Source organism: Pseudoalteromonas sp. NSLLW24 (assembly GCF_015864725.1).
In the GTDB taxonomy this organism is placed as follows: domain Bacteria; phylum Pseudomonadota; class Gammaproteobacteria; order Enterobacterales; family Alteromonadaceae; genus Pseudoalteromonas; species Pseudoalteromonas arctica.
This window is the reverse complement of record NZ_JADYWQ010000001.1, coordinates 306,271-324,692: the sequence shown is the minus strand read 5'-3', so window position 1 is coordinate 324,692 and position 18,422 is coordinate 306,271. Positions and strand designations below refer to the sequence as shown.

Annotated in this window: 16 protein-coding genes; 3 read left to right on the top strand and 13 right to left on the bottom strand. The window is 39.3% G+C overall.

Annotated features, from left to right (window positions below):
* Positions 1-22: 22 nt before the first annotated feature.
* From I6E72_RS01360 to thrS, 6 genes are all read right to left on the bottom strand, one after another.
* A complete protein-coding gene (locus tag I6E72_RS01360) occupies positions 23-664 on the bottom strand; it encodes an MBL fold metallo-hydrolase (RefSeq protein WP_197110842.1) in 642 nt (213 codons plus the stop codon).
* 1 nt (position 665) lies between these two features.
* The gene (locus I6E72_RS01355) at positions 666-2,483 is read right to left on the bottom strand and encodes a M14 family metallopeptidase (RefSeq protein ID WP_197110841.1); all 1,818 of its coding nucleotides are present in this window, start codon (positions 2,481-2,483) and stop codon (positions 666-668) included.
* 486 nt (positions 2,484-2,969) lie between these two features.
* The gene (gene rplT / locus I6E72_RS01350) at positions 2,970-3,329 is read right to left on the bottom strand and encodes a 50S ribosomal protein L20 (RefSeq protein WP_002960711.1); all 360 of its coding nucleotides are present in this window, start codon (positions 3,327-3,329) and stop codon (positions 2,970-2,972) included.
* Between the two features lie 15 nt (positions 3,330-3,344).
* Complete coding sequence (rpmI, locus tag I6E72_RS01345) at positions 3,345-3,545, bottom strand: 50S ribosomal protein L35 (protein ID WP_002960713.1); 201 nt, start codon at positions 3,543-3,545, stop codon at positions 3,345-3,347.
* A 212-nt stretch (positions 3,546-3,757) separates the two neighbouring features.
* Positions 3,758-4,318 carry a translation initiation factor IF-3 gene (infC, locus tag I6E72_RS01340; RefSeq protein ID WP_002960714.1) on the bottom strand — a complete coding sequence of 187 codons (561 nt, stop codon included), beginning with the start codon at positions 4,316-4,318 and terminating at the stop codon, positions 3,758-3,760.
* A 59-nt stretch (positions 4,319-4,377) separates the two neighbouring features.
* Entirely contained in the window at positions 4,378-6,288 is a 1,911-nt protein-coding gene (thrS, locus tag I6E72_RS01335) for a threonine--tRNA ligase (RefSeq protein WP_007582683.1), read from the bottom strand.
* Between the two features lie 355 nt (positions 6,289-6,643).
* On the opposite strand from thrS, the gene I6E72_RS01330 reads away from it, so the two are divergent.
* On the top strand, positions 6,644-7,090 hold the full coding sequence (locus I6E72_RS01330) for a DUF3010 family protein (RefSeq protein ID WP_007582681.1): 447 nt from the start codon (positions 6,644-6,646) through the stop codon (positions 7,088-7,090).
* Between the two features lie 185 nt (positions 7,091-7,275).
* The gene (locus tag I6E72_RS01325; protein WP_197110840.1) at positions 7,276-9,009 is read left to right on the top strand and encodes an AMP-binding protein; all 1,734 of its coding nucleotides are present in this window, start codon (positions 7,276-7,278) and stop codon (positions 9,007-9,009) included.
* Positions 9,010-9,109: 100 nt separating this feature from the next.
* Here I6E72_RS01325 and hflX read toward each other — a convergent pair whose 3' ends face one another.
* The 7 genes from hflX to I6E72_RS01290 all read right to left on the bottom strand — a co-directional run bounded on the left by hflX (position 9,110) and on the right by I6E72_RS01290 (position 17,137).
* Positions 9,110-10,459 carry a GTPase HflX gene (gene hflX, locus I6E72_RS01320; protein ID WP_024592374.1) on the bottom strand — a complete coding sequence of 450 codons (1,350 nt, stop codon included), beginning with the start codon at positions 10,457-10,459 and terminating at the stop codon, positions 9,110-9,112.
* A 198-nt stretch (positions 10,460-10,657) separates the two neighbouring features.
* Positions 10,658-12,010, bottom strand: a complete 1,353-nt coding sequence (gene gdhA / locus I6E72_RS01315) for an NADP-specific glutamate dehydrogenase (RefSeq protein ID WP_197110839.1) — start codon at positions 12,008-12,010, stop codon at positions 10,658-10,660.
* Positions 12,011-12,383: 373 nt separating this feature from the next.
* Positions 12,384-12,857: a DUF1456 family protein gene (locus I6E72_RS01310; RefSeq protein ID WP_197110838.1), complete on the bottom strand. Its 474-nt coding sequence runs from the start codon at positions 12,855-12,857 to the stop codon at positions 12,384-12,386.
* A 117-nt stretch (positions 12,858-12,974) separates the two neighbouring features.
* Positions 12,975-14,219, bottom strand: coding sequence for a lipoprotein-releasing ABC transporter permease subunit (locus tag I6E72_RS01305; protein WP_197110837.1), 1,245 nt, complete (start codon positions 14,217-14,219; stop codon positions 12,975-12,977).
* Complete coding sequence (gene lolD, locus I6E72_RS01300) at positions 14,209-14,907, bottom strand: lipoprotein-releasing ABC transporter ATP-binding protein LolD (protein WP_182195546.1); 699 nt, start codon at positions 14,905-14,907, stop codon at positions 14,209-14,211. Before lolD ends, I6E72_RS01305 begins: the two co-directional genes overlap by 11 nt.
* Complete coding sequence (locus I6E72_RS01295; RefSeq protein ID WP_197110836.1) at positions 14,900-16,117, bottom strand: lipoprotein-releasing ABC transporter permease subunit; 1,218 nt, start codon at positions 16,115-16,117, stop codon at positions 14,900-14,902. The genes lolD and I6E72_RS01295 overlap by 8 nt, the downstream gene beginning before the upstream one ends.
* Positions 16,118-16,264: 147 nt before the next feature.
* A complete protein-coding gene (locus I6E72_RS01290; protein WP_197110835.1) occupies positions 16,265-17,137 on the bottom strand; it encodes a LysR family transcriptional regulator in 873 nt (290 codons plus the stop codon).
* A gap of 134 nt (positions 17,138-17,271) precedes the next feature.
* On the opposite strand from I6E72_RS01290, the gene I6E72_RS01285 reads away from it, so the two are divergent.
* On the top strand, positions 17,272-18,393 hold the full coding sequence (locus I6E72_RS01285; RefSeq protein ID WP_007375333.1) for an S-(hydroxymethyl)glutathione dehydrogenase/class III alcohol dehydrogenase: 1,122 nt from the start codon (positions 17,272-17,274) through the stop codon (positions 18,391-18,393).
* Positions 18,394-18,422: the final 29 nt, after the last annotated feature.

Here is an 18,422-nt window from a genome sequence, read left to right as displayed (position 1 = left end):
TGCCAAACTTCAAATAAGTAACTTAACCAAACTTACCACTCACAAAAGGATTTGTTTGTTTTTCAAATCCAACCGTAGTGTCGCTCCCATGCCCTGCCAATATTTTAGTATTATCAGGTAAGGTTAGAATATGCGTCTTAATCGACTCTATAAGTTGTTCTCTGTTCCCCTTAGGGAAATCAGTTCGCCCTACTGAGCCTTTAAAAATAACATCACCTACAATAACGCATTCATTGTCTTGTTGATAAAACACAATATGACCAGGTGTATGCCCTGGGCAATGCTTCACTAAAAAGCTAAGTTTACCTACGCTCACGGTGTCGTTATGGTTTAGCCAAATATCCGGATAAAAAGGCTCAATGGGTTTAAACCCGAACATTTGTGCTTGCATAGGTAAGTTTTCAAACCAGAAGTACTCATCTTTTTGTGGGCCAATAATTTGTACGTTAAATTGATTACGTAAAATATCAGCCCCACCCACATGATCTAAATGCCCGTGCGTTAACCAAATAGCACTTAATTCTAGTTTATGCTCATTAAGGGCGGCTACTATTTTATCAGGGTCGCCACCTGGGTCTATGACTACGGCTTGTTTAGTTTCACTACACCAAATAATACGACTATTTTGTGCAAATGCAGTGACGGGTATGGTTATAATTTGCATATTAGATTTCTTTACTTTTTTGATCCGGGATAACAACTTCTTCTTCAAATGACATCAATATTGGGTACTTTAAGTACGCTTGATCATAAAATGGACTTTGCTCATATAACCAGTTTAATCTCGCATCAGCGTCGCTTGCGAACGATTTATCTTTAAGCTTTTCATCAAACTTAAGCGCTAGCTTTGGATTGTCTTTTAGCATTTGGCGTGCAAACGGAATTAGTGCATAGTTTTCCATATACTCAGTACGCTGAAAAATAGTATTAAATTCCCCCCATGCAAAAAACGAATCTGGTGCTTCAGGGTGCAATAAATGCACAGCAAGCTCACCTGCTTTTTGTTGAGTATTGACTTGATACCAACCATCTAAATCTACATTTATAGCAGGGACGTAATCAAAACTTGCTGACACTCTAAAACGGCCTTCAAATGGTGCTTTATCAAACGTGTAGTCTGCCACCTTTGCTACTTTTAAAGGCTGTGTGTTTGCCCCTTCAAGTTTATTAATAGAGACACCATGTAACTTTAGTTTCTTAATAATATTGCGATATACAGGCGGAATAAAAAAAGCTTTAGGTACTTCAACTGTGTGTTGTACATCTTTTTGCCAATAAATAGGTAAGTCGGTATATGTATGTGCTTTACCCAAATACTTCACTTCATTTTGGCCTGAGAGCGCATTCATGCTTGATGAATACTCAATACCTTTAAACTGCGCAATCGTATCAGCTTGCTTGGAATAGCCACGCTTTACTATTAGCTGTTTAGGAACAAATTCCTGTTCTTTTTTTACTGCATTAGCTAATTCATGACTGTGCTTTGATAGCGCAGTAATAGCACCATCTAAAAATACGTAAGTTCCTAATACACGTTGCTTGTAAGGCTTCAATGAATGATTTTCAACTAAAATAGTCGGTAATGACTTTAAATCACCCCAACCATTTGAAAAGCGCGGCGTAGCAACCCATCCCGCTAATCCTTTTTTAAAGTCGCGCTTGTCCATAACAAAAACAAGTGGCCCTGGCATGTGCCCTTGCTTAGCTAGCGTATCGTCAATCAGAGGCTTAAAAAACTGGTTTAGTGCATCAGATACCGCAGGCGACTCGCTTGAAAATACCGGATTGTAGCCATAAGTCACATCGTATTGGTAATCTGCGCCGTCGGTTACGTGTACGTCAATGTATAAATTTGGGTTGTAGTCGTTAATAACCTTTAAAACACTTCTAACTTCTGGGGTATCTAATTTAGTAAAATCGCGATTTAAATTAAGGTTATTAGCATTTGTTCTAAAGCCCATTTTTGTAGGGCCCCGTTGATTGATGCGATTGAATGCACTGCTACGTTCGTGTCCATCTACATTTAAAATAGGAATAAATAATATGTTTACCTTTTTTAAAATGTCACGGCGCTTACCCGTCGCTATATCTCTGAGTAACATAAACATGGCATCTTTACCGTCTATTTCACCAGAATGTATTCCTGCCTGGATAAAAATAGTTGGCTTAGTGCTATTAGCCATTTGCCTTGCTTCAAAAAAGCCTTGCTCACTGGCAATCAACATTTTTATTGCACGCTTGCTATTACTATAGCCAATGGTTTGAGATTGAAACTGAGTAGGGTTTGCAGCAACTAACCTATCAACAAATGCCATTGTATTTGCATAATCTGGCGACGCTTCACCTTCTGACAACTCAAAATCAGTTGTTAACGGCCCTTGTTTTTGTAAAAGCTCTACGCTTTTCCCCTGCCACTCAATTAATGGAGGTAAGTGTGCGTCATACGCCACACTTGCAGATAAAACTAGTAAACTTGCAAACATAAAATTCTCTAACAAACGCCTTAATTATATAAATTATATCAACTAAATTTTTTATAATGAGGAAACTGCGGTGATTCAACAAAAAAATGCAGCCAACTACATGTCACTCATTCACACCTGTCTTTTAAGGCTATATAACATTATTAATGTACAGTAATTCATTACATAACTATTTATACCAACTCGTAAAAATACTTAATCAATTTAAGGGATTACATCTGACGCTAACAGCGTCAAAAATGTCTGATATACGTCTGCATGGATCCAGGAGAGTGAGCAATGATGGAGCAATTGCCAAGAACAACTAAATAGTGAATTTCGCCCTGCTCTAACGTATCTTTTTATCGATAAATAGAGCTCATATAAGCAGATGGGTATTAATTTGAGAAAACTAATTTAGCTCAGCTATAAAAAAGTGTAAGTTATTAAATTACAGGCACAAAAAAAGGAGCCATAGGCTCCTTTTTAATACTTATATGAAAAAGCTTAAGCGGCTAGGCCTTCTTTTGCTTTTTCTACAAGCGCTGCGAATGCAACTTGGTCATAAACAGCGATATCTGCAAGGATCTTACGATCGATTTCTACAGATGTCTTTTTAAGACCATTGATAAAACGGCTGTAAGACAGACCATTTTGACGTGAAGCAGCATTGATACGTGCAATCCATAATTGACGGAAAGTACGTTTCTTCGCACGACGGTCACGGTAAGCGTATTGACCCGCTTTAGTAACAGCCTGGAAAGCTACGCGGTAAACACGTGAACGTGCTCCGTAGTAACCTTTTGCTTGTTTTAAAACTTTTTTGTGACGTGCACGTGCGACAACGCCGCGTTTAACTCTTGCCATTTCTAAAAACCCCTATTAAGCGAACGGTAACATACGTGAAACTAGACCATGGTCATTTTTATGAACCATCATCTTAGGACGTAGGTGTAACTTACGCTTAGAAGTTTTCTTAGTCAGAATATGACGAAGATGCGCTTGTTTACGCTTGAAACCGCCAGAAGCAGTCTTTTTGAAACGCTTAGCAGCGCCACTGTGACTTTTTAGCTTATAAGCCATTGCAATAACTCCAAATTGTATTGCTTTTAAATTAGTAAGCAGGCGTGAGATATATTTCTATAGCTCCACTTTTAGGCCTAACTTACTGCCATGTTCCGGTGAAGACCCAGCATAAATGCCGCAATCTTACTTTAATACCGGTTAACTCAGGTGAATATTCGCATATTACTTGCAGACCTGAGCTAATTTCGGTGCGTATTATCGCTTAAAAATTATTTTTTAGCAACAGGCGCCATCATCATAACCATTTGGCGACCTTCAACACGATTTGGGAAAGACTCAACTACTGCAAGTTCTTCTAAATCGGCTTTGATACGGTTTAATAATTCTATACCAATTTCTTGGTGAGCCATTTCACGACCACGGAAGCGGATAGTAATCTTAGCTTTATCGCCAGCTTCTAAGAACTTACGTAAGTTGCGAAGCTTAACCTGATAATCACCTTCATCCGTACCAGGACGGAATTTGATTTCTTTTATCTGGATTTGCTTTTGCTTCTTCTTCTGCTCTTTTAGTTCTTTGCTTTTTTCAAAGATGAACTTACCGTAATCCATGATTCTACAAACAGGCGGCTCAGCGTTTGGACTGATCTCAACAAGATCAACACCCGCTGCATCGGCCATAGTTTGCGCGTCTTGTAATGACTGAATTCCAGCTTGTTCGCCTTCAATGTCAATTAAACGAACTTCTTGCGCTGTAATTTCTTCGTTAATACGATTTTTTTGAGCTGTTTGTTGCCCTTTCTTGCCGCCTCTAATAGTACGTTCCTCCAAGAATATCAATAATATAAGCGTGTAATTGGCTGTTTGTTAATGCCTTACACGCTCGATTTTTACTGTCGATTTTTAATTTCTTCGCTAATTTTAGCTACAAAATCATCGACATTAAATTTGCCTAGGTCTTCACCTGTGCGAGTACGCACTGCTACTTCTTGTTGTTCAACTTCTTTATCGCCAACAACAAGCAAGTATGGAATACGCTTCAGTGTATGCTCACGGATTTTAAAGCCAATCTTCTCATTTCTCAAGTCAGCAGCGGCTCTAATTCCAAGTTTATTTAATTTTTGTACTACTTCTTTAACATAAGGAGCCTGTTTATCGGTAATATTCATAATTACCACTTGCTTTGGCGCAAGCCACGTCGGGAATAAACCAGCGTACTCTTCAGTTAAAATGCCAATAAAGCGTTCAATAGAACCTAAAATAGCACGATGTATCATTACAGGTGTACGACGTTCGTTATTTTCTGCTACATAAGTAGCGCCTAAACGACCCGGTAATGCAAAGTCTAATTGCACTGTACCACACTGCCACGCTCTGTCTAAACAATCGTATAAAGTAAATTCAATCTTTGGACCATAAAACGCGCCTTCACCCGGAAGATAATCAAATTCAATATCGTTTAGCTTAAGTGCTTCGGCTAAAGCAAGCTCTGCTTTATCCCACATATGGTCTTCACCAATGCGTTGTTCTGGGCGAGTAGATAGCTTAACTACAATCTTCTCAAATCCGAATGTTTCATATGTATCATAAACCATCTTAATACACGCTGAAACTTCGTCCATTATCTGCTCTTCGGTACAGAAAATGTGAGCATCATCTTGTGTAAAGCCACGTACACGCATTAAACCGTGTAGTGCACCTGATGGTTCATTACGATGACAACAACCAAATTCAGCCATACGAAGTGGTAAATCACGGTACGATTTTAAACCCTGGTTAAAGATCTGCACGTGTCCTGGGCAGTTCATTGGTTTAATCGCGTATTCACGCTTTTCAGACTCAGTGGTAAACATTGCTTCTGAATATTTTTCCCAGTGACCTGATTTTTCCCAAAGTGAACGGTCCATCATCATTGGACCTTTTACTTCTTCGTACTCATATTCGCGTAACTTTTCACGTACAAATTCTTCAAGCTCGCGGTAAATGCTCCAACCATCGTTGTGCCAAAATACCATGCCTGGCGCTTCTTCTTGCCAATGCCATAAATCAAGCGCTTTACCAATACGGCGATGATCGCGTTTTTCAGCTTCTTCAAGGCGTTTTAAATACGCTTTAAGTTGCTTTTTATCGCCCCACGCTGTGCCGTAAATGCGTTGTAGCATTTTGTTTTCTGAATCACCACGCCAATATGCACCCGCAACTTTCATTATTTTGAAGTTTTGGCAAAATTTCATGTTAGGAACGTGAGGTCCACGACACATGTCTACATATTCTTCGTGATGATATAACCCTGGGCGGTCATCTTTAGCGATGTTTTCGTCCAGAATTTCTATTTTGTATGTTTCGCCACGCGCTTCAAATGTATCGCGTGCTTCTTGCCAGCTTACTGTTTTTTTCACTACGTCGTAGTTGGTTTTTGCAAGTTGCAACATACGCTTTTCAATTGCTTCAAGATCATCTTGTGATAATGAATGTTCCATATCGATATCGTAGTAAAAACCGTTATCAATGGTAGGACCAATTGCCATTTTCGCGTCTGGGAAAAGTTGCTTAACTGCATGACCAATTAAGTGAGCACAAGAGTGACGAATGATTTCAAGACCGTCATCGTCTTTAGCGGTAATGATCTCAAGACGAGAGTCTTCACTAATTAAATCACATGCATCAACACGGTCGCCATTAACACGACCCGCAATGGTCGCTTTAGCTAAACCTGGGCCAATATCGTTTGCAACATCAAGCGTGCTTACAGGGTTTTCAAAACTACGTTGACTTCCGTCTGGAAGAGTAATAACTGGCATTATAAATCCTTGCTACAGTGGTGACACCTACAATGTATCACGTGTATTTTTAATAAATTAAATGAGAATGACTCGACAACGCTTTTACGAATAAGCATTGACTAATAAATGTAGATGCAGAGTCTATTCAACTACAAAGATATATTGTCGCGTGCTGCGCATTTAATTACAAGTTTTAAGGGGTGAAATCCACCCGTTTTGAGCACAAAATGTAACTTTTAGAGCAAAAAAAATCATTTCATTAAAATATAAAAGCATCAACGCACTAATTACGCACCTACAACTATACCTACACTCGCATTTTAATGTGTGTTGCGTATAATACTGCGTAATTAAGTTATTTTAGAGAATAGACATGAGAACATGTGGTGTAGAAATTACCGGTAGTGATGTACTACTTTGTATTTTAAGTAAAGATAATGACGTATTTGATATTCGCGATGTGCGCCAAACACGCTTTACCTTAGGTAACGGTAACGACACTGAAGTAATGCGTAAATTTCAATTCGATTTTGCAAAACTAATGCAAGATTACCAAATTGATTCTGTTGCAATCCGTGAGCGTCAGCCTAAAGGTAAATTTGCTGGCAGCGCAAAGGGATTCAAAATGGAAACTGCGATTCAATTAATCGACAATTTAGACGTACGTTTATTTACCACAACTGAAATTAAAGAACAGGTAAAGCGTAATCCTATTCCTATTGATTTTGAAGAAACAGGTCTTAAAAAGTACCAAGAAAATGCATTTGTAAACGCTTACGTTTACATAATGAAAAAAACATACCGCAGCGACGAAATGTAAACTCATTACTCGTTTAAAAACGCGTACTTACATTGTAAGACGCGTTTTTTTGTGTCTAAAAAGTAGTATTAGCTTTTATTAATCTAATAATACATTAGTCTAACTGCACTTCTCTTTGTCGACAATATGTGTTTATTTTAACTTTGTAGTTTACATAACTCACACACATTTTCATGGAGAGAGCAATGCACACACACACTATTGCGGTAAAAGAAGTAGAACAAATAAATCACTTACCGTTATCGCAAAGCTATTTTAAAGGTATACAAAGCACACCTTTAACAAATTCGACTATCGGGGAGTACTTTGACTTTATTGTCGACAAAAATCCAGAGGCGTTAGCTGTTGTAGTTCATCACCAGGGTATTCGCTTAACGTATAAAGAATTTCAAAAAGAAGTTAATCAACTTGCTATGGGGTTGCTGGCACTTGGCGTGAAACCAGGCGAGCGTGTTGGTATTTGGTCTCCTAATAATATTGAGTGGTGCTTAACCCAATTTGCAACAGCCAAAATTGGCGCAATAATGGTTTGCATCAACCCTGCGTATCGCCCTAACGAATTACAATATGCCTTAAATAGTGTTGAATGCTCTACTCTAATCACAGCATCAAACTTCAAAGGCAGTGATTATTTAGAAATGCTCAATGGTTTGGCTCCAGAACTTGCAACTTGCGATAAAGACACACTTAATTTAAAAGCACTGCCCACTCTTAAAAATATAATCCGCATTGGCGATGAAGCATCTCCTGGTATGTACTCTTTTAATGATGTTATTAACTTGCCAACACCAGCACATGAGCTTGAATTAAAAGCAATAGGTGCAAACTTAAATGCTGAGCAAGACATCAATATACAATTTACATCAGGCACAACAGGCAACCCAAAAGGCGCAACGCTCACTCATAAAAACATTTTAAATAATGCGCTATTCGTCGCCGAATCTATGCACTTTACGAGCGATGACAAGTTATGTATCCCTATCCCGTTATATCATTGCTTTGCAATGGTATTGGGTAGCTTATTGTGTGTTAGTAAAGGTGCAGCAGCCATTTACCCAGGTGATTCGTTCGATGCAAAAACCACACTAGATGTAGTTCAACAAGAAGGATGTACAGCGCTGCACGGTGTACCTACCATGTTTATTAGTGAGCTTGAGCTAAGTAATTTTAACGATTATGACTTAAGTACTTTACGCACGGGTGTAATGGCAGGCTCTACATGCCCAGAGCAAGTAATGCGCAAAGTACAAACACAAATGAACATGCATCAAGTACTGATTGCTTACGGGCAAACTGAGTGCAGCCCCATAAACAACATTACCGAAACAGACTCTTCAATAGAGCGGCAAGTAACGACGGTTGGCCGCGCACTTGCCCATACCGAGGTTAAAATTATTGACGAGTTGGGTAACATTCAACAAATTGGTCAACCTGGCGAAGTGTGTAGTAAAGGTGCAGGTATAATGCGCTGCTATTGGAATGACGATGCTAAAACAAAAGCCACAATAGATGAAAGTGGTTGGCTACACTCTGGCGATTTAGGTGTCATGGATACAGAAGGGTTTGTCACTATTGTTGGCCGTATTAAAGATATGATTATTCGTGGCGGCGAAAACATTTACCCTCGAGAAATAGAAGAAGTACTTTACACCTACCCGGGCATTCAAGATGCTGCCATATTTGGTATAACAGATGAAAGATATGGCGAGGAAGTGTGCGCTTGGATCCAACCAAAAGAAGATGCTGTACTTGATGAGCAAGCAATTCGTGAGTTTTTAAAAGACAAACTAGCCTATTTTAAAATGCCACGACATATCCGTTTTGTAGAAAACTATCCAATGACAGTAACAGGTAAACTGCAAAAATTTAAAATGCGTGAGCAAATGCAAGAAGAGCTAAGCGACAAAGCCTTCTCCTAATTTTTCTCTACAAAAAATCTGAACTCTGAATAATAAATCTACCTCAAGTAACGATTAAAAAGCACAGCCAATTGGCTGTGCTTTTTGTATACTAAATTTATTATAAATCTAACATTCTCTTTTTTAAACGTTCTAAATCAATCGCACTCGAGCGCACTGTTAATTTAATATGGCTGTATTCATATTCTTCTTTAACAACACTCATACTCGATCGGATTTCGCCCACGATACCTTTGGCTGTATACGGTATAACAATCTCTTCTTCAATCATGTCCTCTTGAGCAATGCCAATAATATATTTGTGCAATTTACTAATATCATCTGGATTACGCGTAGAGGTCATCATCGCATCAGGAAATTCATCCATTAGCGACTGCTGCTGCTCAGTACTTAATTGGTCTGACTTATTCAGTACTAATAATTTTTTGCTGCCTTCCACCCCAACTTCTGCCAATACTTTATGTACTACTTCAAGTTGTGAGCGAAAAGAAGGATCTGAAGCATCTACAACATACAACAATAACGACGCATCATGTGCCTCAGCGAGCGTTGAATGAAATGAAGCAACCAAATCATGAGGTAATTTTTTAATAAAACCAACCGTATCTGAAACCAATATACGTGGCTGCGTAATCGGATACAGCGCGCGAACAGTGGTATCTAGCGTTGCAAAGAGTTTATTTTCGCCTTCTACATCACTACCTGTAATTGCGCGCATCATTGATGACTTGCCCGCATTGGTATAACCAATTAAAGCCACTGAGAATAGCTCAGAGCGCTGCGTACGTCTGTCCATCATTACATCTTGAACACTAACAAGTTCGCGCTTTAATTCTGCTAACTGATCGCGCACCTTACGGCGATTAAGCTCAAGTGTGGTTTCACCCGCACCTTTACCCATTTGGCGTTCTTTATCACCTGTTGATGTTTCACGCAGTCGTGGCGCGACATAATTAAGGCGAGCAATTTCAACTTGTAATTTTGCAGTTTTAGTACGCGCATGACGGCTAAATATTTCAATGATAATACCGGTGCGATCAAATACTTCTACACCCAGCTGGTTCTCAACATTACGTAGTTGAGAAGGCGTTAAATCACAGTCAAATACCACTACATCAGCACATGCAAAATCAAGTTCGTCTGATGGAATTTCTGAGGATATTTCGGTTAAAGGGTCTTCATCAAGTAAATCATCTTCTTGCTCGTTTTCAACCATCCCTTTATTGCCGGTAAGGTGTGCTATTTCAGCTAGTTTTCCTGAGCCCAGTACATTAACTTTTTGGGTAGAACTTTGCTTTTGCGATTGTGTACCTACTACTTTAAAGCCTAACGTAGTTACCAAACGAGCAAGCTCTGCAAGCGACTCTGTTGCTTCGTCACCTTTAAATTGTGGTGTACTAATAGAAATAAGTAACGCATTAGGAAGTGATGGTTTTGCAGTTAGTTGCATAATTTTTTGTCTTAATGCACCTAAAGTGCAAACCTAATTTTCATTCGAAAGTAACTTGATCCTACGCTGTTATAGCCCAGCTTTATAGGGTTATAGTTCACTAATAGCGTTAATATTTAAAACTAACCATAATATACTCAATTTTATGGCTAGTTTTAAAATCACATTATATTAAAGCCTTATTTTTCAGCTTTAATATTAAACGACGCCCTGCTCAATCATTGCATCTGCAACGCGCCTAAAGCCTGCAATGTTAGCGCCTAATAAAAGGTTTCCAGGCTCACCAAATTCTGTAGCGGTATCGTTAGCGGTAACAAATATATTTTTCATAATTTGTTTTAGCTTTTCGTCAACTTCTTCAAAGGTCCAACTTTGCATACTCGCATTTTGTGCCATTTCTAATTGGCTTGTCGCAACGCCGCCGGCATTGGCCGCTTTACCTGGTCCATACGCAATTTTTGCAGCAATAAAGCAATCTATAGCCTCTTTTGTTGAAGGCATGTTTGCGCCTTCACTTACTAATAAACAACCGCCGGATAATAATGCGTTAGCGTCTGCCTGTGTTAATTCATTTTGTGTGGCGCACGGAAAAGCAGCGGCAGCATTAAAGCGCCAAACAGCGTGCCCATCTTTAGGGTAGTCATTTACAGGAATATAAATAGCATCGGGGTGAGTTTGTTTATATGCGCTCAAGCAATCACGCGATTGCTCTTTCAAACATTTAATAAGATTTAAATCTATACCCGATTCATGATACACAGTGCCACGAGAGTCGCTGCAACTTACTGGTGTTGCCCCCATTTGATAAAGCTTTTCCATAGCATAAATAGCAACATTACCTGCGCCCGAGACCAAGCAGCGCTTACCTTGTAGGCTATCGCCGCGCGCTTGCAGCATGTAGTCAGCAAAATAAACAGCGCCGTATCCCGTGGCTTCTTTTCGTACAAGCGATCCACCCCACAATAAGCTTTTACCTGTTAGAACACCTTCATAGCGCCCAGTCAAACGCTTATATTGACCAAACAAGTAACCTATTTCTCTTGCCCCTACTCCAATGTCTCCAGCGGGTACGTCGGTTGTAGGGCCAATATGGCGATAGAGCTCGCTCATAAATGATTGGCAAAAACGCATTATTTCAGCATCTGAGCGCCCTTTTGGATCAAAGTTTGCCCCGCCTTTACCACCACCGATTGGTAAACCTGTTAAAGCATTTTTAAATATTTGCTCAAACCCTAAAAATTTAATTATGCTGGCATTTACACTTGGGTGAAAACGTAAGCCACCTTTATAGGGGCCAAGTGCAGAGTTGAACTCAATTCTGTAGCCTTTATTTACCTGAATATTGCCTTCGTCATCAACCCAGGGAACTCTAAACATAATTTGGCGTTCGGGCTCAACTAAGCGTTGTATAATGGCATTTTTTTTGTATTTTTCTGAGTTTTCTAAGATAGGTTCGAGTGATTCAAGTACTTCTTCAACAGCTTGATAAAACTCGCATTGTGCAGGACTACTATTTTTTAATTGTGCGATTGTGCTATGGATATAATTCATAATTATTCTTCCGTGTTAATAATAAAAGTATTTATCAGATGTTAAAATAAACGTGATCAAGTTTATGATTCATGCTTTAAGGTCTTAATTTAATATAATTAACTATTACCTTAGCATGAAAAATTGAGATGTTTAACGCCAGCTACGTGAATTATTTTTGATTAGAAGTTTGATTTTTATTTATTAAAGATGAATTTAAATTCACAAATTTAAAATTAGAACAGTGCCAAGCGAATTTTTATATTTTCAAAAAGGAGTTTTAGAAGTATTAGGTTAGGTGTGGATTTTTTAAAAAATATAACAATTAATGGGCTTTATACTGCATTGCGCTCGCAAAAAACCCATTAACTAAAAGCTAATTAGCTAAAACCAGTTACTCAGCAGACTCGTCTGGACGGTGCTGCTTTTGTACGCCGGTTAAAAACAAGCGTAATATTTGATCGTTACAAACACGGTAATGTTTGTTATCTACTTTTCGAGAAAACGCGCTTAACTCATGTTTACTTAAATCAAAATCAACAAGTGCAAGTGTTGCTATAACATCTTCTGCTTTCATATTTAAAGCAATACGTAGCTTCATAAAGATAATATTGTTGTTTAGCTTTTTCTCAGGCTCTGGTTGCTCACCTTCGCGTTTGCCACGTTGGGTATTAATAAACCCATTTAAAAAGCTAGCAAACTCAGTATCACTTATTGGGGTAAAAGCCTCTTCACCTTCTTTAGTTAACCATGCAATTACTTGCTCTTTGGTGACCGTATGCTCTGCTGATGCAAAAACATTGACCATAGCAGTATCAGTTAAGTTAAAAGTGTAGCGAATGCGGCGTAAAATATCGTTATTAGTCAAAGTAAATCCCAAAGTGAGGTATAGCAACCAAGCAGTTATTGCTTAATTTTAAATAAGCACCTAGTTTAACAGGTTTACTAATACCACCCTATTAATTTTTATCTGAGCTTCTTATACCTAGTTACCAAGCACCTTGGCAGGATCTACGCGCGTTGCTTGCCATGCAGGATAAATAGTGGCAAGTATCGCAAGCACAAACGTAACAATCACTGTAATACCAATGTCTTCAAGTACTAATTTACTTGGTAAAAACTCTATAAAATAAACGCCCTCAAGTGGATTAGCTCCAAATAATTGGCTTATCCACGTAAAAAGCTCACTTATATTAAGCGCTAATACCACACCAATTAGTGTTCCTAGTGCCACGCCTACAAATGCTTGCATTAAGCCTTGCATTACAAAGGTGGCTAAAATAGTACTGTCTTTCGCGCCCATGGTTTTTAAAATTGCGATATTGCCTTGTTTTTCGCGTACTTCCATCACTAAAGAGGACACAATATTAAAACTGGCTACCGCTATAATTAAAAACACCACAATATAAACAATGGTACGTACCATTTGAATATCTTGATAAAGGCTGCCTTGGGTTCTAAACCAACTGGAAACATACACGTAGTCGTCAATAGTTTGGCCCACTTTTAGCGCTATTTGGTGCGCCGTAAACACATCATCAACACTTAACCGCAGCCCTGTTACTTGAGTTTCATCGTAACCCAATGTTTGCTGAGCTTTATTAAGATGTATAAACGCAGCGGTACTATCAATGGGGCCGCCCATTTCTATAACACCTGCAAGGTTAAGTGTTACGCGTTTAGGCGCTAATAATGACTGACCTTTTTGGCCTATTTGCGGAATAAGTAACGTAATGTTGTCGCCTACTTTTGCATCTAACTGTTTTACTATTTGCTTACCTAAAATTACATCATCAAGGCCTAACTGACTCACTAATTTACCACTGGTAAACTGATTTACCGCCGATACATTACTCTCGAGCGATGGCTCAACACCTCGAATTTCTATCGCTTTTAGCTGGCTTTTATATTGCGCCATCCCATTCACTGCAATAAATGGCGCAGCCCCTGTTACATGCGGTTGTGCTTGTAAATCCTCAACTTTTTGCGACCAATTCGCGATGGGTCTACTTGGTGCTACATATTCAACCTGCGGCACAACACTTAGCAATCTATGTACTAGTTGCTGCTCAAAACCATTAATTACCGACAGCGCCACAATTAAAACCGCGACACCTAATAAAATACCAATAGTCGACGCTTTAGCGATAAAACTAACAAAGCCGTTTTTTTCATCTTTGTGGCCTGAATAGGCTCTAAAACGTTTACTTAAAAATGCACTAAGCAACATGCTGCGACTCTTTAATAGCTAATTTTCCATCGTCTAAATAAGCTATTTTGCCTAGCTTATCGGCAAGTTCTAAATCGTGTGTAACTACCACAAAACTCGTGTTTAAGCTTTGGTTAAGCTCATTAATTAAATCGTAAATTTTAATCGCATTTTGTTTATCTAAATTACCGGTTGGTTCATCAGCAAGCACAAGCGCAGGTTTAGTAACCAGTGCGCGGGCAATGGCCACTCGCTGGCGCTCTCCACCAGAAAGCGCTGATGGTTTATGCGAGCTGCGATGTGCAAGACCTACTTTTTCGAGCATGTCGAGCGCTTGAGCTTTGGCTTCTTTTGCACTCAAGCCTTTAATTAGTAATGGCATAGCCACGTTTTCGACTGCGCTAAACTCCATTAATAAGTGATGAAATTGATAGATAAAGCCCAAATTTTTGTTTCTAAATGCGGCTTGCTCTGTTCGCGAAAGTTTTGCAACTTCTTGGTTTTTAATTTTAGCGCTACCTGAGCTTGCGGTATCTAATGTGCCAAGTATGTGTAAAAGCGTACTTTTACCAGAGCCAGAACTCCCCACAATAGCGAGCATTTCACCTTGCTGAAGCGCTAAATCAACGCCTTTTAATACTTCAACTTGGTTGCTGCCATCTTGATAAACCTTACTTAAATTTTCACAACTAATTACTAAATCATTCATAACGTAATACCTCTGCTGGTTTTACTTTTGCGGCTTTACGCGCAGGATATAAGGTAGCTAAAAAGCTCATAGCAATACTGGCAAACGCTATTATTACTAAACTCAAAATATCAAATTTTACCGGAAGCTCTATACCCGCCAATAAGTTTAAGCCAACTAATGCAAGTAGCTCATTTATATATAAACTAAATATTACACCTAAAAATGCGCCTATTGCGGTACCAATTACACCGTTATATAAGCCTTGCACCATAAACACTTTTTGCACTTGCGAAGGTGTTAAACCTAACGTTTGTAGTATGGCTACTTCACCTTGTTTTTCGCTTACCATCATGGTTAATGCCGATACAATATTAAATACAGCCACCAATACAATGAGGGCAAGCAACATAGACATAATGCGCTTTTCCATAGCAACGGCTGCAAATAGAGTACCTTGGGTACTGCGCCAATCACTATAATTATGATCTTGTAAAATACGCTGGCTTGCTTCAATAAACTCATCTAGTTCGAAAGGTTCGTGCAATGAAACACTTAAATTTGGGGCAGTGTTTTTATCCAGCTTTAACACCCGTTGTAGTGAAGCGCCACTCGTAAACGCAAGTGCCATATCTATCTCAGATCCGGTTTCGTATATTGCGGCAACTTTAAATAAACGCTGGCTGGGTACTCGCCCAAGTGGTGTATACGTTGAAGCATTAGGCATAATAACGCGAAGCTTATCACCCACGCTAACGCCTAATTTACGACTCAAATAACGGCTTATAGCAATGTTGTAATTTTTGTTTAATACAGTTTTCCAATCGCCTTGCACTATTTTATCGGTAATTCTATACAAAGAACCACTATCGTTATAAAGGCCTTGTAATAAAACGCCGTGCAAGTCTTTATTCGTTTGCAAAATAGCTTCACCGTGGCGATATAAGCTTACATGATCAACATAAGGAGATTCTTCGAGGTCGGTTTTTAGGGTGTTCATTTGGGTGGCAGTGTGTTTACCTGCGCTAACTTCAGCATGCGGAATAAGTCCAAGCATATTGGTTTTTAGGCTATTTTCAAACCCGTTCATTACACTGCTTACCGTAAATAATGCCATTAAACCAATAGCGATACCGGCAATAGAAAAAAATGAAATAAACGATATAAACGCATTTCCTTTAGATGAGCGACTATATCTAAGCCCTATAAATAAGCTAACCGGTTGAAACATATTATTTTTAACACTTATCGTAAAAGTATTGAGCAATAGTAGCACGAAAAAAGTGCCTTTGGGTATGGCGTAAAATGTAAGAAATAATTTAAAAATCTGATACTTGGCTATATTTACAGCAATATGTATTTAACCATTAATTCGCGGTTAAGCTTTAAGCCCGCTGACTAAATAATCGAGCAATACCCGTACATTAGTGGCCACAAACTGCCTTGGTGGATATACGCCCCATACCCCTTCTTGCTGTGGTTGATAGGGTGTTAAAATAGGCACCAATTGCCCTGAGTTAATTTCGTTTTCAATGTAGTAGTCTGGGAGCTGTACAATACCGAGCCCCTTTTTTGCCCCATCCACCAGCGCCCAACCACTATTACACTGTAATCGCCCCGCTATTTTAATGTGTTTATCGCGCCCATTTTCGTTTACGCGCCAGTAGCTGCTATTACCAATTAAACATTCATGGCTGTTTAGCTCGCCTAAAGTATGCGGCTCACCAAATCGCGTTAAATACTGTGGTGCCGCACACATAATAAAACGCCGCGCACTTAACCTACGCGCTTTTAAGCTCGAATCTTTTAAGTGCCCAAGCCTTATTGCTAAATCAAATCCGCCCTCTAACAAGTTTTCTTGCTCATTACTTAATGTGGCAACAACTTCTACCTCGGGATGATCCTTCATAAAGTTATGCACTATAGGCATAATGAACGTTTCCCCATACATAACAGGGGCTGTGAGCTTTATTTTACCTTTAGGCGTACTTTGTTGTTGAGCAAGACCTTGAGTTGCTTCATCCATAGCATGTTGTAAGTGCTTTATTTGATGTAAGTACACTTCGCCTTCTTTGGTTAAAACCACTTTACGGGTTGTACGAGTTAATAGTTGTGTATTTAAACGTTGCTCAAGCGCTGTTACATGGCGGCTAATATGCGCAACCGAAAGTCCAAGCGTTTTTGCAGCCGCAGTAAAGCTGCCCTCCTCCCCTACAGCTATAAACTCATCTATTCCATTCCAACGCGCCATTATTACCATACTGTAAAAGTGTTTTAATAAAATTGAGATTATCATTGTTTGAGAAACAAATACAATAAGCACATCACCCAAGCAAATTGGGTCTACAATTATTTTTTAATAGCCAGTTAAAGGAAATAAAACACATGTCTGAATTTATTAAATCAAAAGCTGCCATTGCTTGGGGTCCTAATCAACCACTTAGTGTTGAAGAAGTTGATGTGATGATGCCTAAAAAAGGCGAAGTAATGGTAAAAATTACCGCTACAGGTGTGTGTCATACCGATGCATTTACATTATCAGGCCAAGATCCTGAAGGCATATTTCCTGCTATTTTAGGTCACGAAGGCGCTGGTGTTGTCTATGCAGTTGGCGAAGGCGTAACGAGTGTTGAAGTTGGGGATCATGTTATTCCTTTATACACTGCAGAATGTGGCGTATGTAAAATGTGTACTTCAGGTAAAACTAACCTGTGTTCAGCCGTGCGCGAAACACAAGGTAAAGGCCTAATGCCAGACGGCACTACACGCTTTTTTAAAGACGGCCAACCAATTTATCACTACATGGGGACATCAACGTTCTCTGAGTACACTGTATTGCCAGAAATCTCACTCGCTAAAGTAAATAAAGAAGCATCACTAGAAGAGATTTGCTTACTAGGCTGTGGTGTAACAACAGGCATGGGCGCAGTTACCAACACTGCTAAAGTAAAGCCTGGCGACACTGTTGCTATATTCGGCTTAGGCGGTATTGGTTTGTCTGCGATTATTGGCGCAAAAATGGCCGGTGCTGGTCGTATTATTGGTGTTGATATAAACACCACTAAATTCGATTTAGCTACAAAACTAGGTGCAACTGATTTAATTAACCCAAAAGATTTCGACAAGCCAATTCAAGAGGTTATTGTTGAAATGACAGACGGCGGCGTTGACTACTCGTTTGAATGTATCGGTAATGTTGACGTAATGCGCTCAGCACTTGAGTGTTGCCATAAAGGTTGGGGTGAGTCAGTAATTATTGGTGTGGCGGGTGCTGGCCAAGAAATATCAACCCGTCCGTTTCAACTGGTAACTGGGCGTGTATGGCGTGGTAGCGCATTTGGTGGTGTTAAGGGCCGTTCACAACTTCCTGAAATTGTTGAGCGTTACATGGCAGGTGAATTTGCTCTTAGCGACTTTATTACTCATACAATGGGCCTTGAAGATATTAATGAAGCGTTTGACTTAATGCACGAAGGCAAAAGTATTCGTACAGTCATTCATTACTAATAAACTGCATTCGTAAAATAGCTTATTAA

Coding starts and splice junctions, on each gene's coding strand:
- gdhA (WP_197110839.1), bottom strand. CDS start 12,010: ATGAATTATATCCATAGCACAATCGCACAATTAAAAAATAGTAGTCCT.
- I6E72_RS01285 (WP_007375333.1), top strand. CDS start 17,272: ATGTCTGAATTTATTAAATCAAAAGCTGCCATTGCTTGGGGTCCTAAT.
- rplT (WP_002960711.1), bottom strand. CDS start 3,329: ATGGCAAGAGTTAAACGCGGCGTTGTCGCACGTGCACGTCACAAAAAA.
- hflX (WP_024592374.1), bottom strand. CDS start 10,459: ATGCAACTAACTGCAAAACCATCACTTCCTAATGCGTTACTTATTTCT.
- rpmI (WP_002960713.1), bottom strand. CDS start 3,545: ATGGCTTATAAGCTAAAAAGTCACAGTGGCGCTGCTAAGCGTTTCAAA.
- I6E72_RS01330 (WP_007582681.1), top strand. CDS start 6,644: ATGAGAACATGTGGTGTAGAAATTACCGGTAGTGATGTACTACTTTGT.
- I6E72_RS01305 (WP_197110837.1), bottom strand. CDS start 14,219: ATGTTGCTTAGTGCATTTTTAAGTAAACGTTTTAGAGCCTATTCAGGC.
- I6E72_RS01290 (WP_197110835.1), bottom strand. CDS start 17,137: ATGGCGCGTTGGAATGGAATAGATGAGTTTATAGCTGTAGGGGAGGAG.
- I6E72_RS01325 (WP_197110840.1), top strand. CDS start 7,276: ATGCACACACACACTATTGCGGTAAAAGAAGTAGAACAAATAAATCAC.
- I6E72_RS01360 (WP_197110842.1), bottom strand. CDS start 664: ATGCAAATTATAACCATACCCGTCACTGCATTTGCACAAAATAGTCGT.
- lolD (WP_182195546.1), bottom strand. CDS start 14,907: ATGAATGATTTAGTAATTAGTTGTGAAAATTTAAGTAAGGTTTATCAA.
- thrS (WP_007582683.1), bottom strand. CDS start 6,288: ATGCCAGTTATTACTCTTCCAGACGGAAGTCAACGTAGTTTTGAAAAC.
- I6E72_RS01295 (WP_197110836.1), bottom strand. CDS start 16,117: ATGTTTCAACCGGTTAGCTTATTTATAGGGCTTAGATATAGTCGCTCA.
- I6E72_RS01355 (WP_197110841.1), bottom strand. CDS start 2,483: ATGTTTGCAAGTTTACTAGTTTTATCTGCAAGTGTGGCGTATGACGCA.